Source organism: Tunturiibacter lichenicola, from assembly GCF_051013355.1.
Lineage (GTDB): Bacteria > Acidobacteriota > Terriglobia > Terriglobales > Acidobacteriaceae > Edaphobacter > Edaphobacter lichenicola_F.
In genome coordinates, this window is sequence record NZ_CP132945.1 from 130345 (window position 1) to 155925 (window position 25581).

Annotated in this window: 23 protein-coding genes and 1 pseudogene; 15 read left to right on the forward strand and 9 right to left on the reverse strand. The window is 55.6% G+C overall.

Annotated elements, in window-relative coordinates; genetic code table 11:
- Positions 1–14 precede the first annotated feature (14 nt).
- Genes hypA through RBB82_RS23565 form a run of 3 tightly spaced genes read left to right on the forward strand, consistent with a single transcriptional unit; the run spans position 15 to position 1797 of the window.
- Entirely contained in the window at positions 15–362 is a 348-nt protein-coding gene (gene hypA, locus RBB82_RS23555; protein WP_433975551.1) for a hydrogenase maturation nickel metallochaperone HypA, read from the forward strand.
- On the forward strand, positions 359–1057 hold the full coding sequence (gene hypB, locus RBB82_RS23560) for a hydrogenase nickel incorporation protein HypB (protein WP_433975552.1): 699 nt from the start codon (positions 359–361) through the stop codon (positions 1055–1057). Before hypA ends, hypB begins: the two co-directional genes overlap by 4 nt.
- Positions 1054–1797, forward strand: a complete 744-nt coding sequence (locus RBB82_RS23565) for a hypothetical protein (RefSeq protein WP_433975553.1) — start codon at positions 1054–1056, stop codon at positions 1795–1797. Before hypB ends, RBB82_RS23565 begins: the two co-directional genes overlap by 4 nt.
- 593 nt (positions 1798–2390) lie before the next feature.
- Here RBB82_RS23565 and RBB82_RS23570 read toward each other — a convergent pair.
- Positions 2391–3458, reverse strand: a complete 1068-nt coding sequence (locus RBB82_RS23570; RefSeq protein ID WP_433975554.1) for an IS110 family transposase — start codon at positions 3456–3458, stop codon at positions 2391–2393.
- Between the two features lie 210 nt (positions 3459–3668).
- Positions 3669–3920 (reverse strand): hypothetical protein, encoded by a 252-nt coding sequence (locus tag RBB82_RS23575; RefSeq protein WP_433975555.1) that lies wholly within the window; start codon positions 3918–3920, stop codon positions 3669–3671.
- A 304-nt stretch (positions 3921–4224) separates the two neighbouring features.
- Between RBB82_RS23575 and RBB82_RS23580 the strand changes: the two genes are divergently transcribed.
- Both RBB82_RS23580 and RBB82_RS23585 read left to right on the forward strand, forming a co-directional pair.
- Positions 4225–4968 (forward strand): IS110 family transposase, encoded by a 744-nt coding sequence (locus RBB82_RS23580; protein ID WP_433975556.1) that lies wholly within the window; start codon positions 4225–4227, stop codon positions 4966–4968.
- Between the two features lie 25 nt (positions 4969–4993).
- Positions 4994–5599 carry a transposase gene (locus RBB82_RS23585; RefSeq protein WP_433975557.1) on the forward strand — a complete coding sequence of 202 codons (606 nt, stop codon included), beginning with the start codon at positions 4994–4996 and terminating at the stop codon, positions 5597–5599.
- A gap of 29 nt (positions 5600–5628) precedes the next feature.
- Here the strand turns inward: RBB82_RS23585 and RBB82_RS23590 are convergent, their stop codons facing one another.
- Positions 5629–5934, reverse strand: a complete 306-nt coding sequence (locus RBB82_RS23590) for a methyltransferase (RefSeq protein WP_433975558.1) — start codon at positions 5932–5934, stop codon at positions 5629–5631.
- A gap of 208 nt (positions 5935–6142) precedes the next feature.
- Between RBB82_RS23590 and RBB82_RS23595 the strand changes: the two genes are divergently transcribed.
- From RBB82_RS23595 to RBB82_RS23605, 3 genes are all read left to right on the forward strand, one after another.
- A complete protein-coding gene (locus RBB82_RS23595; RefSeq protein ID WP_433975559.1) occupies positions 6143–6979 on the forward strand; it encodes a methyltransferase domain-containing protein in 837 nt (278 codons plus the stop codon).
- Positions 6980–6993: 14 nt separating this feature from the next.
- Positions 6994–8349 (forward strand): MFS transporter, encoded by a 1356-nt coding sequence (locus RBB82_RS23600; protein WP_433975560.1) that lies wholly within the window; start codon positions 6994–6996, stop codon positions 8347–8349.
- 153 nt (positions 8350–8502) lie between these two features.
- Positions 8503–9291 (forward strand): hypothetical protein, encoded by a 789-nt coding sequence (locus tag RBB82_RS23605; protein WP_433975561.1) that lies wholly within the window; start codon positions 8503–8505, stop codon positions 9289–9291.
- 246 nt (positions 9292–9537) lie between these two features.
- On the opposite strand, the gene RBB82_RS23610 is transcribed toward RBB82_RS23605, so the two are convergent.
- The 3 genes from RBB82_RS23610 to RBB82_RS23620 all read right to left on the reverse strand — a co-directional run bounded on the left by RBB82_RS23610 (position 9538) and on the right by RBB82_RS23620 (position 11855).
- Positions 9538–10086, reverse strand: coding sequence for an IS110 family transposase (locus tag RBB82_RS23610; protein WP_433975562.1), 549 nt, complete (start codon positions 10084–10086; stop codon positions 9538–9540).
- A 232-nt stretch (positions 10087–10318) separates the two neighbouring features.
- On the reverse strand, positions 10319–11545 hold the full coding sequence (locus RBB82_RS23615) for a hypothetical protein (RefSeq protein ID WP_433975563.1): 1227 nt from the start codon (positions 11543–11545) through the stop codon (positions 10319–10321).
- A gap of 40 nt (positions 11546–11585) precedes the next feature.
- Positions 11586–11855: a hypothetical protein gene (locus RBB82_RS23620; RefSeq protein WP_433975564.1), complete on the reverse strand. Its 270-nt coding sequence runs from the start codon at positions 11853–11855 to the stop codon at positions 11586–11588.
- Positions 11856–12100: 245 nt separating this feature from the next.
- Here RBB82_RS23620 and RBB82_RS23625 point away from each other — a divergent pair, with 245 nt between their 5' ends.
- Positions 12101–14437: a winged helix-turn-helix domain-containing protein gene (locus RBB82_RS23625; RefSeq protein WP_433975565.1), complete on the forward strand. Its 2337-nt coding sequence runs from the start codon at positions 12101–12103 to the stop codon at positions 14435–14437.
- Positions 14438–14953: 516 nt separating this feature from the next.
- Here RBB82_RS23625 and RBB82_RS23630 read toward each other — a convergent pair.
- Complete coding sequence (locus tag RBB82_RS23630; protein WP_433975566.1) at positions 14954–15325, reverse strand: hypothetical protein; 372 nt, start codon at positions 15323–15325, stop codon at positions 14954–14956.
- 1268 nt (positions 15326–16593) lie between these two features.
- Between RBB82_RS23630 and RBB82_RS23635 the strand changes: the two genes are divergently transcribed.
- The 3 genes from RBB82_RS23635 to RBB82_RS23645 all read left to right on the forward strand — a co-directional run bounded on the left by RBB82_RS23635 (position 16594) and on the right by RBB82_RS23645 (position 20310).
- Positions 16594–16812 (forward strand): BON domain-containing protein, encoded by a 219-nt coding sequence (locus tag RBB82_RS23635; RefSeq protein WP_433976004.1) that lies wholly within the window; start codon positions 16594–16596, stop codon positions 16810–16812.
- Positions 16706–17473, forward strand: coding sequence for a Crp/Fnr family transcriptional regulator (locus RBB82_RS23640; RefSeq protein WP_433975567.1), 768 nt, complete (start codon positions 16706–16708; stop codon positions 17471–17473). The genes RBB82_RS23635 and RBB82_RS23640 overlap by 107 nt, the downstream gene beginning before the upstream one ends.
- Before the next feature lie 365 nt (positions 17474–17838).
- The gene (locus RBB82_RS23645; RefSeq protein ID WP_433975568.1) at positions 17839–20310 is read left to right on the forward strand and encodes a protease pro-enzyme activation domain-containing protein; all 2472 of its coding nucleotides are present in this window, start codon (positions 17839–17841) and stop codon (positions 20308–20310) included.
- Positions 20311–20982: 672 nt separating this feature from the next.
- Here RBB82_RS23645 and RBB82_RS23650 read toward each other — a convergent pair.
- Together RBB82_RS23650 and RBB82_RS23655 are read right to left on the reverse strand one after the other, a co-directional pair.
- Positions 20983–21243, reverse strand: coding sequence for a hypothetical protein (locus RBB82_RS23650; RefSeq protein ID WP_433975569.1), 261 nt, complete (start codon positions 21241–21243; stop codon positions 20983–20985).
- Between the two features lie 328 nt (positions 21244–21571).
- Positions 21572–22402, reverse strand: a complete 831-nt coding sequence (locus RBB82_RS23655) for a response regulator (RefSeq protein WP_433975570.1) — start codon at positions 22400–22402, stop codon at positions 21572–21574.
- 876 nt (positions 22403–23278) lie between these two features.
- On the opposite strand from RBB82_RS23655, the gene RBB82_RS23660 reads away from it, so the two are divergent.
- The 3 genes and pseudogenes from RBB82_RS23660 to RBB82_RS23670 all read left to right on the forward strand — a co-directional run.
- Positions 23279–23470 carry a hypothetical protein gene (locus RBB82_RS23660; protein WP_433975571.1) on the forward strand — a complete coding sequence of 64 codons (192 nt, stop codon included), beginning with the start codon at positions 23279–23281 and terminating at the stop codon, positions 23468–23470.
- Between the two features lie 1493 nt (positions 23471–24963).
- Positions 24964–25239 (forward strand): hypothetical protein, encoded by a 276-nt coding sequence (locus tag RBB82_RS23665; RefSeq protein ID WP_433975572.1) that lies wholly within the window; start codon positions 24964–24966, stop codon positions 25237–25239.
- A gap of 51 nt (positions 25240–25290) precedes the next feature.
- Positions 25291–25548: pseudogene (locus tag RBB82_RS23670) on the forward strand (hypothetical protein); the annotation flags it as partial.
- Positions 25549–25581: the final 33 nt, after the last annotated feature.

Consider the following 25581-nt stretch of genomic DNA (forward strand, 5'->3'; position numbering starts at 1 on the left):
ATGAAAGGCGGCTCATGCACGAGCTATCGATCGTTCTCAGCATCATCGACGCGATCGGCGACGAATCCGAAGCGCGCGGTCTTCACGATGTCGAGGTCGTGCACCTGAAAGTCGGTGTCTTCTCGGGTGTAGACCGCGACGCGCTCCTCTTCGCTTGGGAGCTCGCCTGCGAAGGCACGCCACTCGAACGTTCGCACCTGGATATCGAGACGGTTCCGCTCGTCATCTACTGTGCAAACTGCCTCCAAAACGTTACACCTCCGTCGCTCTATCAACTTTGCTGTCCGGAGTGCGAGACGCCGAGCGAGACGATCGTCAGCGGCCGCGAACTCGAAGTCGTCTCTCTGGAGGTCGCCGCGTGAGCACACGAATCGTAGAAGTACGCGCCAAAGTTCTCAAGCAGAACGACCTTCTCGCCCACGCGCTTCGTGAGCGATTTGAGACCTCTGGCGTCAGTGTCGTCGGCCTGGTCTCAAGCCCCGGCTCAGGTAAGACCGCGTTCCTCGAAAAGCTCCTTAGCGGCCTAGCACGCGATTTCCGCGTCGCCGCGTTGGTCGGAGATCTCGCAACCGAAAACGACGCCGCGCGCCTCAAGCGAGCCACACCCAACGTCCGCCAGATCACTACCGGAACCATCTGCCATCTCGATGCCCAGATGATCGGAAAAGCACTGGAAGGATGGCAGCTTGACGCCCTGGACTTTCTCTTTATTGAAAACGTCGGCAATCTCGTCTGCCCCTCCAGCTACGACCTCGGCGAAGATCTCCGCTTCGTCATGCTCTCCGCCACCGAAGGTGAAGACAAGCCTCTGAAGTATCCCACCATCTTCAACAGCTCCGATGTGGCGATCATCACCAAGATGGATATGGCCGAGGCTGCCGAGTTCGATGTGACGGCCGCTCGTCGAAACATCGAAGATGTACACCCTGGCATGCAAATCTTTGAGGTCTCCGCCAAGACCGGATCTGGCATGCAGGACGTCTTCCAACTCCTGCGCGATCAACTCACCCATTCTCGCGAGACCCGCCCGGCATTGCAGATCGAGGCGACCCAATGAACGCTCCGCTCGAAATCACGCTGATCTCCTGCGCGGTGCTCGGCTTCCGCCACGGCTTGGATTACGATCACATCGCTGCGATCTCGGACATCACGAGCGTCCAGCAGAAGGCGTCGACCGCTATGCGACTTGGCCTGCTCTATGCGCTCGGCCACGCCGCAATGATCGCCTTGCTGGGTGGGATCGTCATCATGTTTCAACTCTCTCTTCCACCCAGGCTGGATTCATGGGCCGAGCGGCTCGTCGGGTTGACACTTATCGTTTTGGCAATCTACGTGTTGGGCAGCCTCGTATGGGGAAGTCCTAGAGCCATCCCACCCTCGCGCGCAGCTCTCATCATTCGCGGCTTCCGCAAGCTCCGCAGGAACTTTTCTTCAGCGGTTTCAGGCGCCCCCATGACTTCAGACCACGATGAGAATCTGAACTACACTGGACCGCTTGCCTTTGGGGTAGGCGTCATCCACGGGCTGGGCGCTGAAACGCCAAGCCAGCTTGCACTCTTCCTGCTCGCAGCGAACCTAGGCGGCATTGCGAAAGGAATCGGAGGCATGGCCGTGTTTCTTGCTGGTCTCCTCGTAATGAACACGCTCACGACTGCCTCTGCCTGCGGCCTGTTCCGCAGTGCCGCGCCCCATCCGCGAGCCATGCGAGTCTTCGTCGGTTTGACTGCGGTCTACAGTTTCGTCATCGGATGTGTTTTTCTGCTGGGCTCCTCCGGCCGCCTCCCGCCTCTAGGGTAAGCGCTGACCTCAAGGGTAGGTTGTCCGATCGATTTCTTAGACTTAGGTTGCAGGGTTGTGCGCTCATCGACCGGAGAAGGGAGACGCGTTCTCATTCACTCCGACGATATCTCTGCTGTCTCCGCCGAGGCATTGCTCTCAGACAAATACATTGGCCGATCCCTCAATGAGTTCTATAAAAAGGGATGTCAAGAAAAAAGTTTCCCCCTCGACCGGACAGCGAGAAGATTTTTGTCTCGAGATCCAGCCCACTGCCTGTGAGTGTGCCCCTCGATTCGCTCGAGAGGTTCCTTTGTGGCTTGTTTGCATATCCGTGGCTTTCATCTTCCAGTGGTGACGACGCCGATCGAGTCTTAGACTTCGCAAGCGGGCCTTGGTATTTGGGTGTCAACCATGGTTCTATTCGAGGCTCGTGGCCTATCGCTATTTCTGGTTATCCGAGGAGGCATAGCGTGACTCAGTGACTCGGTGCCGAAGCACACAGGGCCGAACTCATTGACTGATACTCACCTCGAACCGAGCGTCTCGAGAACCCGAGCGACCACCACCAGAGAGAATCGCCGGAGATGGAAAGGCCTCTTCATCACAGACGCTCAAGCTTCTTGCCGATGCAATTGTGTGGCGTCGAAGTCCGCTCCTTTCTTCCAAATCGTTAGAGTGATGCTGGCAATCTTTCGTGCCAGGGTGAGACGCGCCATCGTCGGTCGCATCCCTTTCTCAAGAAGAGCAACATAGAAATCGTACAGCGGGCCAGGGTGAGTGCTAGCGGAGATTGCAGCCCCTTTGAAGAGATTCTTCACCTCGGGATTATGGTTGTTACTCAGGCCACGCACGGTCATGCGCTCCCGGTTTCGTTGCAGTTTTCCTCTGACATAGCGGTACTCGCCGCTGTCGTGGGTTTTCAGCGCGAAACCACTGTAAGCCCACAGCTGACGCTTGGTACGGAAACGGTGTGGCGTCTGCAGCTGCGCAACCAGCAAGGCTGCACGAATCGGACCGATCGAAGGAACCTGGCGAAGCAATTTCACGGCATGATGCTTGCGGCTCTCGGTCAGCAAGTCGCGTCGCGCTTGCTGACGCACCGGCTGCAGCAGATCCAGTTGCTGATAGAGCCGTTCGGCCCGGAGACGAACTCCGGGTTCCGGGATCTTGCCTAACCATTCTGCGCGATGCCGCGGTGCATAGACGCTGGTACCGCTGCAGGCAATGGCCCAGCTTCGGTAGAGTGCTTTGATTCGACTCATGACCCGGACGAGATCCTGCGTAATGGTCACGTAGCTGCGACCTAATTCCTTTAAGGTGCGCATCCCGTGCTCGCCGTGGTAGACCGACGTGAGCTGGTTGCCACGCAGCAGCTCCGCCAGCTTTCGCGCATCGATCCGGTCACTCTTGCTGCCGTCTTTCAACAGGGCGTTCTTGCGCGGATCGCAGACCACGAGACGGGTGACGTGAGGTTTCAGCAGGTCATGTAACCAGGCCGCAGAGGTCCCTTCTTCGAAGGTCACCGATAAACTTCCGTGCAGCCCCTGGAGGAACTCAAGGATCGTGGCCGCTTTCGTCTCCAGAATACTTTCCATGATCAACTTGCCCCGAAAATCCAAGACTGCAACCGAGATCGTTGCTTGGTGGACGTCCATGCCGATATATTTCTCTTGGCTCATAACGGCGCTCCTTTCGGTAGGTGATGATGCGAATAACCACAACCTACAGCAAAGTGGGCGCCTTTATATTGCGTGACTCGGCTTGTTGGCAGGAGTTGAGCTAAAGGGCACTTGTCCGACTTTTCGTCCAAGTGGAAAATCACCCACTGGAAATCAGTAACCCTACGGCGTTTTTCGGTACAGATCGGCCCGTCCCGCAGGGAAGCCCTGTCACTCCGCGAATGGCGCCGCGAAGCCGATCGACGCAGGCACCTGACCCGATAAGTGCCCTCGCCTCCGCAACGCAAGCACTATGAGGATCACGATGACCATCTGAGGCAGCAGGATAATCGCCGAGGCAAGTCTCGGATCCATGGACGTCGGTGGCACGATATTGAGCATCACCCAGGCCAGAAGTACACCGAATAACGTCTTGAACGTGGGTGTAGTCGTGGCCGCCAGCAAGGTGAGTAACCACAGCACAATGCCGAACCTTTGCTCAGCTTTACTTCACCTTAATGAAGTCCAGGATTAGTAATGAGAAGCACTGGATGGGGCGACCCAACAGGGACGAGAGGAACAGGTTTCGGTAGACAATGGTACTGCTGGTACCTGCGGCAGCTGCAGCCTGCGGCCGACATTGGTGCTCGATGAGAAGCCCGTCGAAAAGCATGGGTGTGAGGTCACGCACAGGTCAGTGATGACGTCCGCCACGGCGGCGATCTCGTTCAGGAGTTTGTTTATTTCGTAACCTCGGGCCGCAGGTTCTGGCAGAAGGGAGCCTGTCATGGCCAAAAAGACCAAGAGCAAGGCAAAAGTTAGTTGTCGGATGCTGCCGGTGATGCATCCTGATGCAGCAGGCGTGGATATAGGCGCTGAAGAAATCTTCGTTGCTGTCCCTGCGAATCGTGATGTGGAATCGGTGAGATCGTTCGACACGTTCACTCGGGACTTACACCTATTAGCTGACTGGCTGCAGTCGTGCAGGGTACGAACGGTCGCGATGGAGTCAACCGGCGTGTACTGGATTCCTCTCTATCAAATCCTCGAGACGATAGGTTTTCAAGTGTTTCTGGTGAACGCGCAGCACATAAAGAATGTGCCGGGCCGGAAAAGCGACGTCTCAGACTGTCAGTGGATTCAGTACCTACATTCAGTTGGATTGCTAAAAGCTAGCTTTTGGCCGCCTGACGAGATCTGTGTGATCCGCTCGCTATGGAGGCATCGGGAGAACCTTGTACAAATGGCAGCCGAACACACGATGCACATGCAGAAGGCGCTAAGCCAGATGAATCTACAACTGCACCACGTACTCAGCGAGATTACGAGCGTCAGCGGTCTTGCGATTCTGGATGCAATTCTAGCTGGCGAACGAGATCCGGCGAAGCTCGCAAGCCTGTGCAACTGGCGTGTGAGAAGCTCGCGTGAGACGGTAGCAAAAGTCATTGGAAGGCGACTATCGCCCAGAGCACTTGTTTGCGCTGCGGCAGTCCCTTGTTGGCTATCGCTCCTATCAGAAGCTCCTCTTTGAAGTCGACCAGGAACTTGAACGCAGCATGCGAGACCTTCCCCGCGCCGTCGGAGCGCCTGTGCAGATGCCGCCGCGGACTAAAACATGTATCTATCAACGTGCAGGCAACGAACCGACATTTGATCTAAAGGCTGAGCTGTTTCGAATCGCAGGCGTAGACCTGACGGATGTTCCCGGCATCAGCACGATCGCTGCGCACACCATCCTTATGGAGGTTGGGCCAGACATGTCGCGGTTCCGCAATGCCTCTGCTTTCGCATCCTGGCTTGGGCTCTGCCCTGAGAAACAAGTCAGCGAAGGAAAGGTCCTCTCCACGCGCTCGCGAAAGGTGAAGAACCGTGCGGCCATTGCACTGCGCCTCGGCGCACACTGCCTGTATAGGGCCAAGAATTACCTCGGCGAGTTTCACCGGAAGATGAAGTGGAGACTGGGCGCACCAGCAGCGGTGACAGCAACTGCTCATAAACTTGCCCGCATCGTATATCACATGCTATCCACCAAGGATCCCTACTCTGAAAGCGTCTTGGTGCAGTGCGATCGGCAGGCCAGCACACGAGCGGAAATACGCCTACGCAGGCAGGCTGCTAACCTCGGCTTCCAGCTAACACCGGTTTCAGAACTCGACTCTTAGAGTGTTGTTCTCCAGGAGTCGGCCAGTGTTTACGAATGCGTCGCTTCACCTTGGGCGAAAAAGAGCATGCAGGTGCCACCGCCAGCGGGAACGGAGACGAAGAAGTCGCCGGAAATGACTTCGCAGCGATCAGCCAATTCAGCCTGTGCAATGGCCTTGCGGGCACCTTCCAAAGCATGCGGCAGGTTGAACAGGATGCCGTGCATCTGCGGATTCCGCTTCAGGATTTCGGTAAAGATTCGCCCGTGGCCTCCGCCGATGTCGACAAGCTTGTGCCGATGGAAAAGTCGTATGCGTCGAAGACAACGCTTAGGTAGCGCAGATCTACTTGCCACCGGTCCCAGGGTTCCGACGAACTCGTTCCCTGACGATTCCGATGGATTTGATCACTCGGCGATTATGCGTCAAGTATTCTTACGGAGAATTACTTCCGAATTGCCGACAGTCCACCCGCAGCGCAACAATGCTGCAAACGAATCGGTTGCCTTGATTAGCTGTGCGGGTGGATAATCGCCCATCTATCTTGCATCCAGGAGGATTGCTTTGGCTCAGCCCTTGATGCCCTCGACTGCGTTCGCAGACGCATGGATTCAGGTCGATCGAACTGAAGACCCACGCTTCTTTGTGAACCTTCTGGATGCTACCCGCGCTCGCCTTCTTGAGCGTGCTCGCACGTCACCCAGGGAATTCTTTGCGCCGCTGGCTCTCCGCTCCGGACTTAACGTACTTGACGTTGGCTGCGGTACCGGGGACTTTCTTCGCCTCCTAGCTCCGATTGTTTCTCCGGGGACAGCCGTTGGCGTAGATCTCAGCGAAACCATGATTGCCGAGGCACGCCAACGTTCTGCTGAGAACTTCGACAACCTCTCGTTTCGAGTGGGGAGCGTCCTGGAACTTCCGTTCCCGGTTGCGAGCTTTGATCGTGTCCTTGCAACGCAATTACTCCTGCATGTTCCCGATCCCCTGAAAGCCTTAGTGGAGATAAAACGAGTCCTCGCTCCATCCGGGCTAGTCTCCATCACAGAAATCGACTGGGGAACGCTGGTCGTGCAATCGTCGGACAACCAACTAGGGCGCCGATTCAGCGATCTCGCGTGCAGGGAACTGCGAAATGGACTCATCATACGAGAGCTTCCAGGCCAACTTCGCGAGCTTGGATTCAATCAAATTCTCATCGTGCCCGAAGTTGAGGTCGCGCAGGATCTGGATGCGTTTTATACATGGTTTGTGGAGCCGTCCCTTAAGCACTTCAAGGGAATAGGGGCATTCTCTGAAGCGGACGCTGACGCGTTCCTTACCGACCTTAGGGCACGTGCAGGTCGGGGGCACTATTTCTCTTCTCGCACTTACTACACAGTCCTCGCATCGCAATCGAGCTGAAAGCACCTTAACTCATGGCACAGACGGAACAATTGACGCTTGGAGAAGCTTCTGATCGCCTTGATCGTCTCCCCGCGTCACGGTTCCACGCGAAGATCCTTATCGTCGCTGCCCTGTCACTGCTGTTCGACACATTGGATACGGCTGTCACTGGTTTCGTTCTCGCATCACTTCGCAGCGTCTGGCATTTCGATGCGAAGACGATTGGCGTCGTCTCGGCCATCGGGCTGTCCGGCTATCTTGTGGGTTCTGCCATTTGTGGCTTTATTGCCGATCATCTGGGTAGAAAGAAGACGATCTTGTTCACACTGATTTTGTACTCTGTCTTCTCTGCGTCCCGAGGGCTGACTGACACGGTCGGCGCATTTGCCTTCTTAAACTTTTTCACATGGTTCTTCGTCGGAGCTGAGAGTTCGACCGTTCCTCCCTACCTGGCGGAATTGTGGCCCTCACAAACACGAGGAAAATTAGTTGGTTGGATGATGGCTTTCTTCGGAGCCGGCATTGCACTCTCATCGATCTGGGCTCTGCTGATCATTCCGACCCTGGGCTGGCGCTGGGCGCTGTTTCTGACGGCTCCGTTTGCTCTTATTGGAGGCGTCATGCGATCGGTGCTGCCTGAATCACCCAGGTGGTTGATCCGAATCGGTCGCATGGCCGACGCGGAAGCCGTCCTGAGGCAAGTCGAGGATGAAGTCGCGAAGTCCACAGGTCGCGCCCTACCACCAGTCGCCCCCCGCCCCAGAGGACCACAAGTGTCCCCAAGTCGGGTGCACCCCAGTGAACTGCTCGGCACAGCATATCGGAGCCTCACACTCATGCTCTGGGCTGCCTGGTTCGCGGAATACGGAGTGCTCTACACGTATCAGATTTTTCTCCCGACCATACTGTCGGCAGAAGGGCATTCCATCGTGAACTCCTTCCGATACTCTGTCATCATCTATTCTGCGGCAATTCCCGGTTATGTACTGGGAGGGTATGTGGTCGAATGGCTCGATCGCAAATACGCGATCCTGCTCTCATTTGCTTCGGTCGCTGCGTTTGGAACACTGTTTGGACACTCGCAATCACCTGTCCAGATAATGACGTTCGCTGGATCAACAGTCTTCTTTCTCTCCCTTGGATCCACAGCAATCTACACTTACACTCCCGAACTGTATCCCACGGAGATTCGCGCGACCGCGATGGGGATCGCGTCTGCGTGGGGACGAGTAGGTGCCGTGACAATGCTTTTAGTTTTTGGACATCTATTCGCGATCCACGGCAAATCGATGTTGTTTGTGATCATCGACCCGATTCTCATCACTGCCTCAATTGTGGTTCTCTGCGTTGGTCCACCAACTCGCGGAAAACCGCTTCAAGAGGCATAGTCGATGCTGTCGGAGAATCTCTGCGTGGTTGACGGGCCATCAGGAAGGCAGTCGGAGCACCGGCGTCCCGGTTTCATTTTGTTGCGGAGAGAACATAGAATTTCAACGCGCCACCGTACGCATGTGTACCCAGTTTGAGGCTGGAGACAGATCATGAGCGATGAGCTCCCCGTGTATGACCGTGAACTGCTGTTGTTGGGCGCGAAGCGTAATGCAGTGCTGGACCTGTGGGAGGTGCAGCGCTACGGCAGCGACAGCTATGGCGATGCCGACTATATCTCCATCTACGGGATGCGGCCAGATGACTGGCATGCGAAGGGTGTCCGGCTTTTGGGACGGACGGCCGTTGAATGCACGCGCGATCGATTGGGCGATGCAATCGGCAAAGAGGTTGCCACTATTGCTGCCCCGCGACTACTCGGCGTCCGGGCGCAAGTGGTCGATCTCTTCGCTGGCTCCGGCAACACGCTGTACTGGCTGTTGCAGCACCTCCCGGGCTTGAGGGGTGTCGGGTTCGAGTCGGATGCTGCAGTTTTCCGGATCGCTCAACACAATATCGCAGCTCTGACGTTGCCCATCGACATCCTGAACACGGACTATCTCACCGGAATGGCGGGCATCTCGGCAGGACTGGATGAACTGCTGATTCTGTTCATCGCGCCGCCCTGGGGCGATGCGTTCGACAGGACCTCCGGCGTCGACCTACGCCGCACCTCTCCGCCGATCACCGAAATTGTGGACTTCCTGCTTTACAGGTTCCCCCAGAACCACCTACTTTGCGCCATCCAAGTCTATGAAGTTGTTCTTCCTGTCTCCATGGCTGAGTTGAGAGCTCGTTTCGATTGGTCGACACTACGAATGTTCCAGCTGAATGCGCCGAGGCAGAACCATGGAATTCTTCTCGGTACTAAAGGTTGGGCACCGCAGGTTATCGCCACTTAACAGGATCGCGGGCGAGTGACGGGCTAACCGGAAACTTATCGCTAACGTGGCAATCCAACTTCCGTGTTGCCGACCTCCATGTAAGTCATCTGTCAAGTTAAGGCACGGGTGTCCGGGGCACGCTCTGGAGAGCGTGCCAGTCAACAGTTTCAGGATGTTCTACGCGCAACAATGTGCCTCTCGGCATCGGTTCCTGCGCTCAGCAGAACCAGACATCCATTTGCAGTCTATGGCCTTGAAGGGCCATCACCGAAGATTGAGTTTGTGTTCTCTGCCAGTCCCGAAACGATTCGTAGAGAGCCTCGGGAGATCTCCTTCGCTCAGTCGGCAACGTGCAGGACCTGGCAGCATCAGCAGGCCAGAGACACGGTTTTTCATCTGCACCATCTGCCGCACCAGCAGATACCGGTACCTCAACGTGCGCCTTCGATCCCGTATCGCTCGAGGGATCATGTGACACGCCGGGAGGAAGTCGCATCGCAGGCAGTCGGCAAGCTTGCTGGCATCGATCTGGTCGTTCTTCTTCTTGGCTGCAGCAATCGCGCGCAGCATCAATGGATGTGCCACCTTGATCTGGGTGGCTTGCGGCAGCAGGTGATCGTAGATCCAGCCGCTGAAGATCGTCGCCTCCATCGCAACGGTCCACGGCTGGGGCAGAGTCTTCATCCAACAATCCAACTCGCGTCGGGTTGACCCGACCATGCTTTGCTGCTGTATCCGGCCACTCACGTCCTTCACGCAGTAGCTGATCGTCTTCTTGTGAACGTCCAATCCGATATAGTTCATAGTCGTCATCGAGGAGCCTCCGTGGTCGTTCTCTGAATCAGCTTCACCGCTGAGTTCAGCCGATGCAACACCACGTGCTCCTCGATCACTTAACATTCAATCAACTCATCCAGAACACCACAAGGTTCCTGTTCAGGGCTCAATGAGTGCATTGGCGATTATGCATCAAATGAACCCGATTGGATCCGCGTACCCCATTCATCCGATGAGACCCGCATGAATGGGGCACTTGTGAACGGGGTTAATACTTTGGGGTTGCGAGGAAGCCGTGGACTTCGCCGGCGTCGGGGCCGGAGGTGACGACGCCGAAGCCTGCGATCTGACCTTCATCGTTGACGCTGAAGGCGGTGATCAGATACATGGATGAGTTTGCCGGGATGAGCGCATTGAGATCGCTCATGTGGCCTCTGTGCCATAGAAATGCTCGTGCGTTGCCACCCGCCGGACCGGGCGCTGTGACCGAGGCGCCGACGACATCACCCCAATTGTTTAGGCCAAGCCCGCCGGCGACGGCATCGCCGTCCAGTACGCCGAGGTCCACCATGCCGGTCTGTCTGGTCCACAGGAAGGGATGAAAGATCTGGTCGCCGGGTAGATCCGCTACCCCCGTTACCTGCCCTCGATTGTTGATTGAAAGGGCCACGGTTCCTGAGCCGAGCAAGGCGTTATTGATTGTTCCGCCGAGGTTGCCGAGGTTGTGAACGGAGCCGTCTATGTCCCATAGAACTGCATGAGGGCCGGCTAAGAAGGGAGCGATTATGGTATTGGCGCATGTGCCGGTTGTACCTACGGCTTGTCCGAGATCATTAAGTCCGAGGGCCATTCCGACTGTATCGCCGGGGAGGAGAGGAAGTTGGCGGATGTGCCCTGGCCGTGGTCCCCATATGACGGGTTCAAAGTCGAGGACCTGAGGGCCGGTGCCGTTGATTGCCACACCGGGACGGCAATCGGGGTCGCGCTGTTTGTTCTCCGCGTAGCCAGAGACGGCGCCAAGATTGTTGATCGCTCCGAAACTGGCGTTGGTGCCTCCGAGAGTAGGGAGCGGTGTGAAGACACCAAATTGCCACACGTAGGGCAGACATTGGAGACCGGTAAAGTAGGCACAGAAGTTTTCGTTGTTGGGATCTTTTTTGGAGGTTTCGGCCTGGCCCATGACCTGATCTCTGAGATTAACGCCACCGGCTCCGCTGTTCGGGCCTCCGAGTCCTGGTGCGCTGATGTCGATTGGCTTGCCTTTGTACCAGAGGATCGAATGAGATGTACCGTCGGGGGCGGTATCAAAGCCGGCGACCAAGCCGTTATCGCCTACGCCGGCGGCCTGGCCGAAGGGATTGCCGGATGGGCCGAGGTCGGTGAGTTTGTATTGCAGGGGGTGTCGTGGCTGAGCCTGAGCGGCGAACACTGACGCCATCACTATCAGGATCGGCAGGGCTTTGGTTGAGTTGGCTGTGAAAAATTTGCGATTCATTTGGTCTCCTTGTGTCTGGGCAGCAACGGAAAATGCTGAGTTAAATTGTTTTTGTTTTCTGCACACGAGCGAGCAGGGAATTCAGGCAAATAAGGGTGGAACCGCTGGGGGTTTCTGACCGGTGCAGTTCTGGTGAGTTGACCCACTGCTCGAAAGCAGACTGATCGAGGTTGGAGATGACTCCGACCTCTTCGAGCGCGATGACTTCTACTTCGGCGACGCAGTGAGGGCACCAGATATGGCGAGAGGTCCTGCCGCGCAGGATCAGAAGGGATTCGGTTTCGATGGTGATCCTGGTTTGTTTGGACATGCGATCTGTCTTCCCTTCTCCCCTTTCCGGGGTAATCCCGAATGATGGAAACGAGTGGAGCTTGCGGGAAGAGGGCTCGATAAGTCCTTACAATCGTTCTGAAAACTTCTGATAATTTCTCGCAGCGGACATAAATGGCGTAAATAGAGGCACTTGCTAAGCGCGTTCACAGTGCCTTTTCCGCAGGGTGCGTGCTAGGATTTGATCTTCAGACGTCGGGTTGTGAGTGAGGTGAGTGTGCGCCAATGATCACGAACCCAGGCCAGAGGGCGAAGGAACTCTACGAGTTCGGACCGTTCCGCGTCGATCCAGAGAGAGAGACTTTGCTGCGGGAGGGTGAGCCTGTCGCGTTGACGCCGAAGACTTTTCAAATCCTTCTGGTGCTGATTCGCCACAACGAGGAGGTGGTGACCAAAGACGAGCTAATGAGAGCGGTGTGGCCCGACACTTTTGTGGAGGAGGCCAACCTGAGCCGCAACATCTTTATGTTGCGGAAGGCGCTGGGTGAGACGGCACAGGATCACAGGTACATCGTTACGGTGCCGGGGCGGGGTTACCGGCTGGCGGAGAATGTTCAAGTAATTCCGGAGCAGGAGGTGAAGATTGTCGCAGCGACGCACTCCATAGTGCACGTCGATGTGAAGGAGAGCAGGTCGTGGCCCTGGAGATGGCTCGCGGTGGGAGTGGTCATCCTGCTGGTCGTCGGCCTAGGGATGTTGTGGCGGTTTCTCGCGCATCGGCGGACGGTTCTGGGGTCAAGAGATACAGTGGTGCTTGCCGATTTTGCGAACTCCACCGGCGACCCCGTGTTTGACGAGACGCTTCGTGAGGGACTGGCGATCGAGTTGGAGCAATCGCCTTTCCTGAGCGTTGTCTCGGACCAGCGTATCCGGCACATGCTGGCACTGATGGGCCACGCTGCCGACGCGAGGATTACTCCGGAGATCGCTCGGGGAGTGTGCGAAAGAACGGGGAGCGCTGCCATCCTGGGGGGCTCGATTGCACCGCTGGGGAGTCAATATGTACTGGAGTTGCGAGCGAAGAGCTGCCGCACTGGCGAAGTGCTCGACCAGGAGCAGGTGCAGGTAGCGAAGAAAGAAGATGTTTTGAATGCGCTCGGTCAGATTTCGAGACGGTTCAGAGAGCGGCTGGGTGAGTCGCTTACCACGATTCAGGAACACAACACTCCTTTGGCTGAGGCAACGACACCTTCGCTGGAAGCGTTGGAGGCTTTCAGTATGGGCTGGAAGCTTCATACGACAAGCGGGACTGGTTTGCCGTTCCTGCAGCGGGCGGTAGAGACTGATCCAAATTTTGCGCTGGCCTATTCGACGCTTGGGCGCGCCTATGCCGACGTGGAAGAGGGCGATCTCTCGGTAGTGAGTTCAACGAGGGCGTGGCAGTTGCGGGACCATGCGAGCGATCGAGAGAAGTTCGTTATTGATGCTAACTATGCGATTCTTGCGACGGGAAATCTGGAAGCGGCGCGCCAGACGCTGGAGGCCTGGTCGCAGATGTATCCGCGCGACGCGGCGCCACATGTGATGTTGTCGGGCTATCCGAACAAAGCTGCGGGTCGATTCGAAGAGGCGATTGCGGAAGGCCGAAAAACGATTGAGCTTGATCCGGATTTTGCGATTGCGTATTTCAATATCGCAGTGAACAACGTCTATCTGAATCGGCTGGATGAGGCGGGAAATGTTCTTCGGCGCGCGGCCGGGCGGGGATTGGAGATCGACGAGTTTCTGATGCTCGATTACGACATCGCCTTTCTGAGAGGCGACCGGGCGGGAATGGAGCAAGTGGCCGCGCGGGCTCGACAGAGGTCGGGAGGCGAGACGTGGATTTCGAACAAAGAGGCCTTGGCGCTGGCGTACTCGGGTCATCTGCAACGTGCAAGGTTGATGTCGCGGCGGGCGGTGGACTATGCGAGACAGCAGGCGATGCCGGAGAGAGCAGGCGCGTGGGAGGCGGCAGCATCGATGCGGGAGGCGGTGTTCGGGAACTCGGCGGAAGCGCTCACTAGAGCGCTGGCAGCGTTCGCGCTTTCGAAGGATCGCGAGGTGGAGTATTGCGCTGCGTATGCGATGGCGCTGTCGGGAGAAACGTCGCAGGCTCAGGGAATGGCGGATGACCTTGCGAGACATTTTCCGGAGAATACGGTGGTGCGGTTCAGCTATCTGCCGGTGATTCGAGCACAACTTGCGCTGAATCACGGTGATGCGGCTAAGGCAATTGAAGAGCTGCAGGTGGCTGCTCCTTTTGAAGTAGGCGCGGCACGTGATTTCTGCGGAGCGCTGCATCCGGTGTATGTAAGGGGAGAGGCCTATCTGGCTGCGGGCAAAGGGGCGGAGGCGGCGACGGAGTTTCAGAAGATTTTGGATCATCGTGGGGTTGTGGGAAGCGAGCCGATCGGAGCGCTGGCGCACTTGCAGATGGGAAGGGCATTGGCACTGGCGGGTGAAACGGATAAGGCGAAGCAGGCTTATGAGGACTTTCTTGCGGAGTGGGCAGGAGCGGATGCTTCGATACCGGTCCTGAAGCGAGCGCATGCTGAGTACATGAAGCTTGTGAGTAAATGAAACTTGCTACGGTCACGTAGCGAACCTGATTATGCATAACCTTTTCGATCGATAAGTTGTCAATCGCCGAGTAACCGACAAACCGGCTATTCGGACAAGTGTGACTATGAATCTGTTATAGCTTGCCAATCCAATAGTGCACGATAAGTCTCCTATATCACGGTCAAATACATCCAACTACTGCACGCCGTACCGGAGCTTGTGTGCATTCCTTGTATGAAGCAGAGCTTAGCCCTCTTTCTATAACTATCTTGGCAACCTACAAGTGTTCAATTTGTCTAAACGATCCCGCACTCGCTACGGAACGAAGGTATGCATACCTTCGTGCGGAAATTGTGTACTCAGTAATTAGCATCAATTCGATCTTTGTTCTGCGTGCGGAATCGTGACATAGAGGGTGCTAATATGCGAACATCTGGCCGGGAACAAGTTTGGTTTTAGATCGAACCGTCGAGCTTCTTAAGTAAGGTCGACCCCGGTACTTAACACAGGGGAATCTGGACTTGAGTCCCTTGCTCACCCCTGCTCATCTACTGTGTCCGGCACCGGCATAGGAAAGACAGCGCATTGGGGGCAATTGAGGGAATGCGCTATGAGACATTCGCGAATCTGTCGAGCATCCGTACGGTTCGCGGCGTCGTTCATAGTGACGTCAGGCGAGAGTGGAGCGCCATTTGCGTTGTACCCGACTCCCTTGTCGATCACAGCTTGCCACTCAGCTCGCAATGCCGCTTGCCGAGGACATGGATTGAGGGATTTTCCCTCCTCCGCTTTCCACATCGCATACGAGGCGCCGCGTTCCGTGCGATCTGCGTGCTCACGTGGAAGTAACTCTAACAATGTCAATTCGTCGCGATCTATTCGCAATACATCCGGTTGGGTACTCATCACACTCTCCATAGCTTCCTACAGCGCCATAAAACTAATCGATAGGCCATAGGATGCTTCCAGTACGATAAGTGGCTACGATTTAGTGTGATCGACCCTGCATCAAGGTCGAGGCTAGCTACCCAAAATCTTTCAATTGTTTGCTAACGAAGTCCTCTACCAGTTGAATCGGATGCCTGTCATATCTAACGCTTTCGGTTCCTTAGGTTTGCGCGAGCCTCTAAAGAGGCTGATCGGGAACACCTGAGAGGAATCTGATGTGTGTCAACGGAGCTGCGTATAAAGGCTTTGAATATCGCGCTACGCGCTCTGCCTGCGCTTCACGGTGTTGTCTAGTAAATATGAACCAACATTTCGCATCCTAGTTCTCTAGCTCAGTTACCTCTAATCCCATATTATGCAGTTCCTTCATGTGCTCGAAGCAGACGTATACGACGGTATCTGTCCCGGCAGCAATTACCTTGAAGTGAGCGGGGTTCCCGCATTCAGCTGCAAGGAGAGCGCCAGCGTTTCTAGGGTCCCTGTCGGACTGGTTGCTCGGAAGCCCCGTTTCTTTGTTGATGGAGCATACTCTTGGATCATTCATGGAGTGATGTTAGGCTCCTGGCCTTTCGACTAGCGGGCTTTGACCATGGTTCAGAGAGGGTACCAGAAGCTGGTGGTTTCTTGCTTATTCGTTTAGCAAGCCCCAAAGGGTAGTGTTCTAGTCTTTCCTGGGGTCAGGAGGGCTGAGGCCCCGCGCATTTGCATATAAGGTAGAGGTCTTCGATGCGCGGATATCCCTTAGAGACAGTCGATTAGCTCTGCGGTCTTTTCGTTTCGTCTCTGGTGTTTCCCATCTCTTTCAATACCAAAGCGGTCTCTTATCTTCGCAGGCAAGCCTTGATTTTCGGCAGGACAACTAACCTGTCGTGGCTTTCATCAGATTCGGTTTACTCAAGATGAGACAGAAACTAGTTGCGCATCTCATTACTGCGGTTGGAAGCTCAGGTCACTCGAAAGGCACTGATCCGTGACACTTCTTCGTAATTCCGCAATTGCGTCTGCCGCGGTAGCGCTTTGCTGCTGCACCAATAGCATCAACGCGTTTTGACCTACATCCCAAACCGGAACTGCGCAAACGGTACCGGACAACTTGAATCAGAACAAGAGTCAGATACCAACTGCCGATAATCAGGCAAATGCCCAGTCTGACCGGATTACGACTGCCAAGATGCCAAGACGATCACCGCCGATAAGACTCTTTCAACTTAGGACACAATATCAAGATCGTCACTCTTAATGGAGCCGTAGCCCTCAAGGGCCCGGTTAAATCCGACGAGGAGAAGGAAAAGATTGCCGCCATGACGGCAAACATTCTCTCGGCGAAAAAGGTAACTAATGCCCCGGCTGGAATATGTTGCCTATGCAACATACCTGCTAGAGTCCTCGCAGGAGTGGTATATGAATCCTATCGTTTTCAAGAACAAATTACTCGGCGCACTTGACCCCGAAATAACCGCCCGACTGCAACTCAGACCGCTGAAACTGCCAATTGGTCAGGAGATTGAGAACCCAGGTCACCCCATCGACAACTTGATCTTCATTGAGGAAGGCATCGGCTCAATGACCACCACTTTCGACGACAGCTTTCAGGTCGAAGTCGGATTGTTCGGCTACGAGTCCATTATGGGTGGCTCAGCTCTCATTGGAACGAAGCTAAGCCTCAATAAGGTGTACATGCAGATGGGCGGCCATGGCTTCTCCTGCCGAACTGAGTCAGCCGTGGCAGAGTTCTCGCGCTTTGGCCTTTTCCATGATGTTGTCCTTCGTTACCAGCAGGCGTTGCTAATCCAGGCGTGTCAGTCGGTAGGTTGCATCGCCCATCATGTAGTCGCTCAACGCCTTTCACGGTGGCTGCTGTTGTGTGCGGATCGGTCAGAGTCCAGCGTTCTCCAACTGACACATGAATACCTTGGGGATATGCTGGGCACCAATCGCTCTACGGTCAGTTCGGCAGCTGCGCGACTGCAAAGCGAGCATCTTATCGAATATTCCAGAGGCAAGGTCACAATTACCGACCGAAGAGGGCTGGAGGCACGGTCGTGCGAATGCTACCGGGTCGTTAGAGACCATCTCAACAATTATTTGGAAGTTCAGCAGAACTGAGAACGCTAGCAACATGCGTAATTGTGTTAAGGGCAACAGGCTTATGTCTTCCACCAGACACTCCCCCTCGTGAGCGTCCAGTCGAAATATTCAGCGAGAGCCTATTGACATCGCTGGCCATAGGGTAGTTTATTGATGCGTGCAATTCTTCGTGGTGCACATGGGTCCTTTGTTGCACCGCCTCATCTCTCCTGGCCTTTCTTTCAACTCCCTGATTAGCGAGCGTCGAACTCACAACGCGCACCTGAACCTCATCACTCCACGCTGAAGCCAGGCGAGGGCGTCTGTGTGCCCAGACGGGCCACCACATCCCGCCGGCCTAAGCAATACCATGCGATCGATCCAGAGTAACCATGGAGATAATTATGCCGGGCAGACAGATGAAGGAATTTCCATCGAGTAACCATGTATTGTCCTCCGAGTTCAGCCGCGTACGCGATGCCGATCCACAGCAACGCGTGGAGATCAGCGTCTACTTCAAACCCCGCACCGAGCTGGACGCAGCCGCGTTGCCGCACGAAGCGGTCGCCCGCAAATCCGCCGTCCATGCCCGCCGCGTCACCGAGCATGAAGGCGATGTCCTGTTCCTGCGCGAGTTCGCCGAGTTGCATGGCTTGACTGTCACCTCGGTCGAGACCGAGCGCCGCCTGGTCAAGCTCTCCGGCACCGTCACCCAGATTCAGGCCGCTTTCCAGGTCAACCTAGGCGTCTACACGGATGGCAAGCGGGAGTCGCGCCGTTACCAGGGCACACTCCACCTCCCCGACAATCTCGTCGAGTCGGTCGAGTCGGTCCTCGGTCTCGACGACCATCCCATCGCTCAGCCCCGCCTCGTTCCTGCCATCGCGGCGCCCCACGCCCAGAACGCCGCCTACTGGCCCAACCAGGTGGGAGCACTCTACAACTTCCCCACCGACGCCAACGGCAGCGGCCAGTGCATCGCCCTGATCGAGCTCGCCGGCGGCTACTATCCCAACGACATAACCTCCGCGTTCTCCCAGATGAGTCTGCCTGTGCCTACTGTCGTAGCCGTCTCGGTCGACGGAGCCATCAACAACCCTGACGACGGTTCAGGCGCCAATCCCGAGGTCGCCCTCGACATCCAGGTCGCCGGAGGCAACGCGCCCGGCGCCCGAATCGCCGTCTACTTCGCGCCCAACACCACACAGGGCTTCGCCGACGCCATCACCCAGGCGGCCAACGACACCGCCAACAACCCCAGCGTCATTTCCATCAGCTGGGGAGCGGCGGAGGTCGACTGGGCCGCGGAAGGTTCCCAAGCCATGCAGACCATGAACACCGCTTTCCAGGATGCGGCGACCATGTTGGTCTCCTGTTTCGCGGCCTCCGGTGACCAACTTGCCACCGACGGCGTCAACAACGGCAAGGCCAACGTCGACTTCCCGGCCTCCAGTCCCTGGGCCATCGGGTGCGGTGGCACCACCATCACCACCGATGGCAGCACCATCACCAGCGAGGTGGTATGGAACTCGGGCACCAATGGCACCGGCGGGGGCATCAGCGACTACTTCCCCGAGCCCGCCTTCCAGCTCCCCGTTCCCATTCCCCCCAGCTACAACGATGGCCAAGTGCGCCGCGGCGTGCCCGATGTGGCGGGCGATGCCGACCCGGCCAGCGGTTACAACGTGGTCGTCAACGGGAGCACCCTGGTCTATGGAGGTACCAGCGCCGTGGCTCCGCTCTGGTCCGGACTTACCGCCCTGGTCAACCAGGCGGCCGCCCAGCGGGTCGGCTTCTACATGCCCCAGCTCTACGCCAACCGACAGCCGTTCCGGGAGATTCTGCAGGGCAATAACATTTACTCCGGCATCGGCTACAACGCTGGTCCCATCTGGAATGCCTGCAGCGGTCTGGGCGTGCCCAACGGTGCGGCAGTAGTGACGATGCTGGCCCGTCCGGCCCAGTCCGGGACTAAGATCGGAGGCGTGCAGTGGACCCAGCAGCCGCAGCTGCGGATCTATTATCAGGGTGTCGGTAACGAGATCCTCGAGAACCGTTGGACCGGTTCCACCTGGACGCCGGGAGCGACCTTGCCCGTAGCCGCCGTCCCGGAAAGCGCGCTGGCGGCGGTGTGTTGGACCGATGTTCAGATTCGCGTCTACTACCAGGATGCGAACAACGTCATCCAGGAGTATTGCTGGACCGGCAACAGCTGGGCGCAGGGTACCACCCTGCCCACTGCCGCCGCGGGAAGCGCGCTGGCCGCAGTCTGCTGGGCCAACGTTCAGATTCGCGTCTACTATCAAGATGCGAACAACGTCATCCAGGAGTACCGCTGGACCGGAAACGGCTGGTCGACAGGTGCCACGCTGCCCACCGCTGCCGCGGGAAGCGCGTTGGCGGCGGTCACGTGGGGAGATGCGCAGCTTCGCGTCTACTACCAGGACGCAAGTAACGCCATCCAGGAGTATTGCTGGACTGGAAATGGCTGGACGCAGGGCGCAACCCTGCCCACCGCCCTGCCGGGAACCGCACTGACTGCAGTGGCCTGGGGCAATGTCGAGATCCGTCTCTACTATCAGGACGCAGACAATGTGGTTCAGGAATACTGCTGGACCGGCAGCCAGTGGACCAAGGGGGCGACCCTGCCGCCCGCCATCCCGAACACACCCCTCGACAGTCTGGCGTGGACCGATAGCAGCGGCCAGCAGCAGCTGCGCGTCTACTACGAGGCCAACGGAGCCATCAACGAAGCTGCATTCGGGGCAAGTGGATGGGAAACCGGGGCAGGATATATCTCGGTGGCGGCGGGCACGGCGCCACATATGAAGACGGCGGCCGCGACGCCGGCCAAGAGTATCCCGGTCGCCGTGTAGGGAACGCTGTTGCCATTGTAGCCACTGCGCGGTTGCTGTGAGGAATGAAGGATCGGAGGTGTTCGGAGAAGCCCACGGGGCTGCTTTGGGCGCCTCCATCCGGTTGTCACCCACGGGAAAGGATCGTGTTGGATTGTCACAGGGACTCGACTGTTGCTTTTCACTATCTCCGTCGTATTCTGTTCAGGCTAAATGTCATATATCTAGCTTGATGTGACATGAGTAGTCTGCTCTGAGCAGGAGATCGCCGTTGCGGTGAATGACAATTTGGGATTATGACATCGATCGGGATGCAATCTTCTTGCGATAAAGTTTATCGCAAAGTTCGAAAGCGATGCTGTGCTCCGGTAACTATGGAGAAGGCGAGGAGATGAGGCCGAGCCGAGCGATAAGCATCGGTGATGCCATTGGCCTTGTCATCTTCCCTATATGGGCAATCTGAAATCTTTATCTACGCGTTCCTGGCGGTCGTTACGGTGCTCAGCGTCTACGATGTATTCGCTGGATACCGTGCATTGCAATTGCGGTGAAGGCCACCCGGCGATGGTCGATCGGATAGCCAGCGTTGTCGGTCTCCTGACTACCTGGCTGTTCATAACCATCATGAAACGGCTGCACCGACCATCGGCTCCGGCCCTAACGTGGTCGATCAGATGCACGAACAAGAGACCGCTAAACCTCGTGAGCCCGCGGCGCCAACACTTCAGTGGTGGGACCAGAAGTGGATGTTTCAGGGTTGCGAAGAGTCCCCGGCGGTACTGCATCGGAATACCGGCGGCTTAGGGATTCTGCCGAAGGCTGATCAGCAGACATTTTAGTCCGGCGTTCAAGGATGAAATTCTTTTCCCTAATTTCATCGAAAACTTGATAAATCGCGATGACGACAATTGATATGACTGGAATGGAAAAGATGAAATAGGTGCCATGATTCATGGTGAGACGCTCCCGAACTGCTCTGCTGGGTGCCAACTTTCATCAGCAACACGGTTAAGTACTAACTCACGATGCCACAGTTATCTTGTGAGAAGTACCCCCCGTTTGGGTCACGGAACCACCCTATTCATCTGGGACATGGAGTTTATTGGTTCAATTGTCATTTTTATTGCCGATAAAAATAGCTTTCTACTGAAAGCACGTCCTTAACTAATAGAAATTCTGATCCTAGAAATTCCCATATTAGGGACACCTCACAAAACAGGAATTTGCTCCCGCTCCGGACGGCTTTGCCGGCTGGCTTTCAGGCGCAATCAGAAGTCTGTACTCAAGCAGGCAGCGAATCACTGACCGACTCTCCAATATAGGCCTGCATCGCTTGGCTAAGTTGTGAGTCGATCTCATCCGCAATGATCATCACCCCTAGTAACACCACACTGAAATCAATGCTGGCTAGATTTCTTTGCAATGTATCAAAGATCGTAACTTGTAACATGCGCGACTCTTCTACCATCATTGCAGCCGTATACCCTTGCTTACGCCGTATGATGCCATGCTGAGAAGCCGCTGGTGATAACACCTCTCTGCTGCCAATCGGCCTGCAAGATAGGAGACGAGCTGTTAGGTCGCGAAATACCAGGGGCAGATGACCGCAACGGTCTTCGCGACTTAGTGGAACTGCCATCACAATATCGTCGGTTTCGACAAGTTCAAACCATGCTTGAATAGCTATTTCGGTTGAGCGTTCGATAATTTCTGCCACAGTCTCTACAACACGAACGGAGGGAGTGCCGCTTGTCAATCTTTGCTCGATGGCTGCAACTATAGCCTTGATATCCATAGGCTTCACCATGATCTGATCGGCCTGTAACAATATGGCCTGGGCGGCGGCGTCCATCTCCGGAAAGGCACTTAACAACATGGTGATAGCTCTTGGATTCGCATGGCGCATCGCGCTCACGACGGTAAGCCCATCTCCTGCTCCCGGCATGTGGAGGTCGCTGAGAAGCACGTCATACGTTTCTGAGCTTATACGCTTCAAAGCCTCAGAAACACTTGAGACATTTGTTACTTCGAATCCGTGATCTTTCAGTAGTGCGTCCATGGTTAGGCGCGTAAGCTCATCGTCATCAACCAACAGAATCCTTATTAAGGCCATCACATCTCCACTCAGCACTCTAAAAGTGCCTCGGCCGAACTGTGGGCCAGTATATGCTTATGTAAGCTAGCCGACACAATAAATTAAATGTATTTACGAAAGCCCGTCATAACTGGCCCAATACAGATAACAGGTGACTAGTGTCCTAGTCTCCCCTCACGTAATTGACTTCAGAATGGGCCTTAGTTATCGGAGTTGAATGGAAAGTTATCGAACGCAGCCATTACGCTTCGCATTACTATTTCAGCCCTATACATCCGCGTTATTGTCCATGTTGGGCACTTCCAGCTCTACCGTACGCAATACGGCGACAATCCTCTCCACAGAAAAGCTTCTTCTTCATGCGAGATCTCTGGTCAGATATTTGACGAAGACTGACAATCTGTCTGGCTCCAAGTTAACGCGCAGGTGGGAGAGCGTGCAAATCAACAGTTTGAGGATGTTCTAAACGCAACAATGTGGCTGTCGGCATCGGTTACTGCGCTCGGCAGATCTAACAATCCAGCTCGCGTCGGGTTGACCTGACCTTGCCTTCCTGCTGTATCCGGCCACTCACGTCCTTTACGCAGCAGCTGATCCACTTCTTGTGAACGTTCAATCCGATATAGTTCATAGTCGCCATCGAGGAGCCTCCGTGGTTGTTCTCTGAATCAGCTTCACCGCTGAGTTCAGCCTACGCGGGCCACTCGGCGTCATTTGATGTATATTCGCCAACGCACTTGAGCTTTGCACAAGCTCAAAACTTTCGTGTTGCTCCCGAGTAACGGGCTACACGGAGATGATCAATCAGTGGCGAGGGACAAAATGTTCATTAGAAGGACAGTCGGCTTCTAAGAAGTTACTGTCACTCCCGATTTACAGGGCGACCGCATCAATATGGACCGAAGACGGGGAACCAACGTCCTTGATACGAACGGCGACACTACTACCGGCAGTCTTGTGGTCCCGCATCTTCAAACCGCTCAGGTGACGGCGATTGCAGGAACGAATGCCAATCAGGAATGGGACGTAGTGACGGCCGGAAACTGCGGTGACATACCGACAAATTGCACCGCGCGCCACGCCTGATGGCGACCGAAAACTACTACATGATCATGCACAAGTCGAGCGGTTTGGTGCTTGCTACGTCCGGAGCTGGACCGGATACAGCGATTCAACCGCAGCAGCCGGCGGCCGCTTCAAACGGTGATTGGTGGAGCCCGCTGACAAGGAGCAGTTGGGCAGATCATTCCGGTGCATATCATGGGGTCACTGCCGACCATCATCTCCTCGATCTGGCAAGAGGCGTCCCGCTTGGTTTTCAACCCTAACACTCGAACCTTCGACGGCGCGGTAACAATCCGGAAATACCGGCGCCGAAACAATCAGAAGCTCGACACTGAAGGTTCTGACCTATCATCCAGTTCATAAGATGCGGCGTCCGCTGGAAGTTTAGGCGCGAGGTCTATGTCGGCCTGATCTTGGTACCTTAGTCTTCTGCGCGTGGAGATGTCCGATAACTGCCGGTACTTGCTCAGTTCGTGCAGACGGAGCACAGGAGCGACGGAATAGTCTCTTCTAGGCATGGAGCCCTCCTCGTGGTTAATGAGTTGTCTGTAAATTCTTGTTGCCCTCTCGATTAAAAATGGGGCTTCAATGGACTGATCAGTGGGATAGGGAGAAACACCTGACAATCGAACGACGAAGTACTAGATTATCACTCTTACATTACTTATAGGATGACAATTTGGTCAACCACCACCAGTCGTGACAACGCTCGATTGGATTTTTCGGCCGCCCCTCCATTTTGCCTTCCTCTGATGTCCCGCCGCGTCGGCCTTATGATGTAAGCATCAGAATGATGCTGACGCCGTTCGTCCACCCAAGATAATTGTTGTATCTGACAATCTTGACAACCCTAAGGAAGGGGAAGGCAACACCGACAACGTCGCAAAGCTGCAATTGTCAACCGGGCATTTTGCTGCGAAGTCTCGACGAGACTCGTAAAACGGGGATGGGAATCGTTTGGTTCGGCTGCTTCTCTGTGGAAGAAACTCGGACGTGAGTTGCGCCTGCGACGTCTGAGCAACGAGTAGACCAACGGAGGCCAACGAAAAGAAGTGGCCGATAATGGGCGCCTTTCGTCATTCGATATCGGGATTTCTTAGACGTGCCAGTTGTTCGCGTCTCGGGTTGGAGGAGGGCCAGTCGTAGAATGTGAGTCGCTCCGACCGAATCGGCATCGTCCTCGGACAGATCAACTTCGAGGTCTTTCTACTTATGTCGAACGGTTAACTCACGCAATCAATTCACACTCGTGTGCCTGGTGATAGGGGCTTTGTATTCATTTCGGAGCGGTCTTATATAGTCTTCTGCTATCTATAAAGAGCATCACATATCCAGAGGTTCGGGCCGATGCACTCTCAGTCGAACTATTTAGAAGAAAATCCGAGTCTGCCAGGATTCACCCAATATAAGGCTCACACTCGAATTCCGCAGGTCCGCAAATCCAAATTGCTTAAAGACGTTTGGTGCACTGAGTGCTCTCGAGCGAATGTTTTTAGAGAACGCGGAAGCGCTTTGTGACTCACGCCGTCCGATGGAAGCACAGCCTTCTTACGGACTTGGGAGCGCTTCGCGGCGATAACAGTAGCACCGCACGCGCAATTACTGCCCGCGGCTGGAGAGTCGGATTTTCACAAAATAGTTTGTTTGATCCGCTCATCGGCGTACCCGTTAGTACAGCCGTCTTCTGGAAGGGGAGAGAGATTGAGGACGTGGGGACGCTTGGCGGAGCGTGGAGCCTCGCGACAAATATCACGAATGACGGGGTTAGTAGTTGGAATGGCTACGATTGACGACATTCCCGATCGGTTCGCAAGTATTTTCGGGCCGCCTGGCCTTCAGCGACCCACCCATTCATTTGGAAAGATGGAAAAATAATTGATCTCGGCACGTTCGGCGGTCCCGATGCTTGGGTCACCGCTGGCTGTGTAAACCAGGGACTAGTCGTTGGCAGCTCGCTTACCAGCTCGACCCCTGATCCCAACACTGAAGTGCCGCCGCTCCATCCATTCGTCTGGGAGAATGGCAAGCCGATTGGCGCCGATCTTCTTGCGCGCCAGACCACAGAAGGGCAAGCCGGTTCTGCTTCGCTCAACTCGTAGACATCCGTGATAACAGGAAGGAGTTCTAGCAAA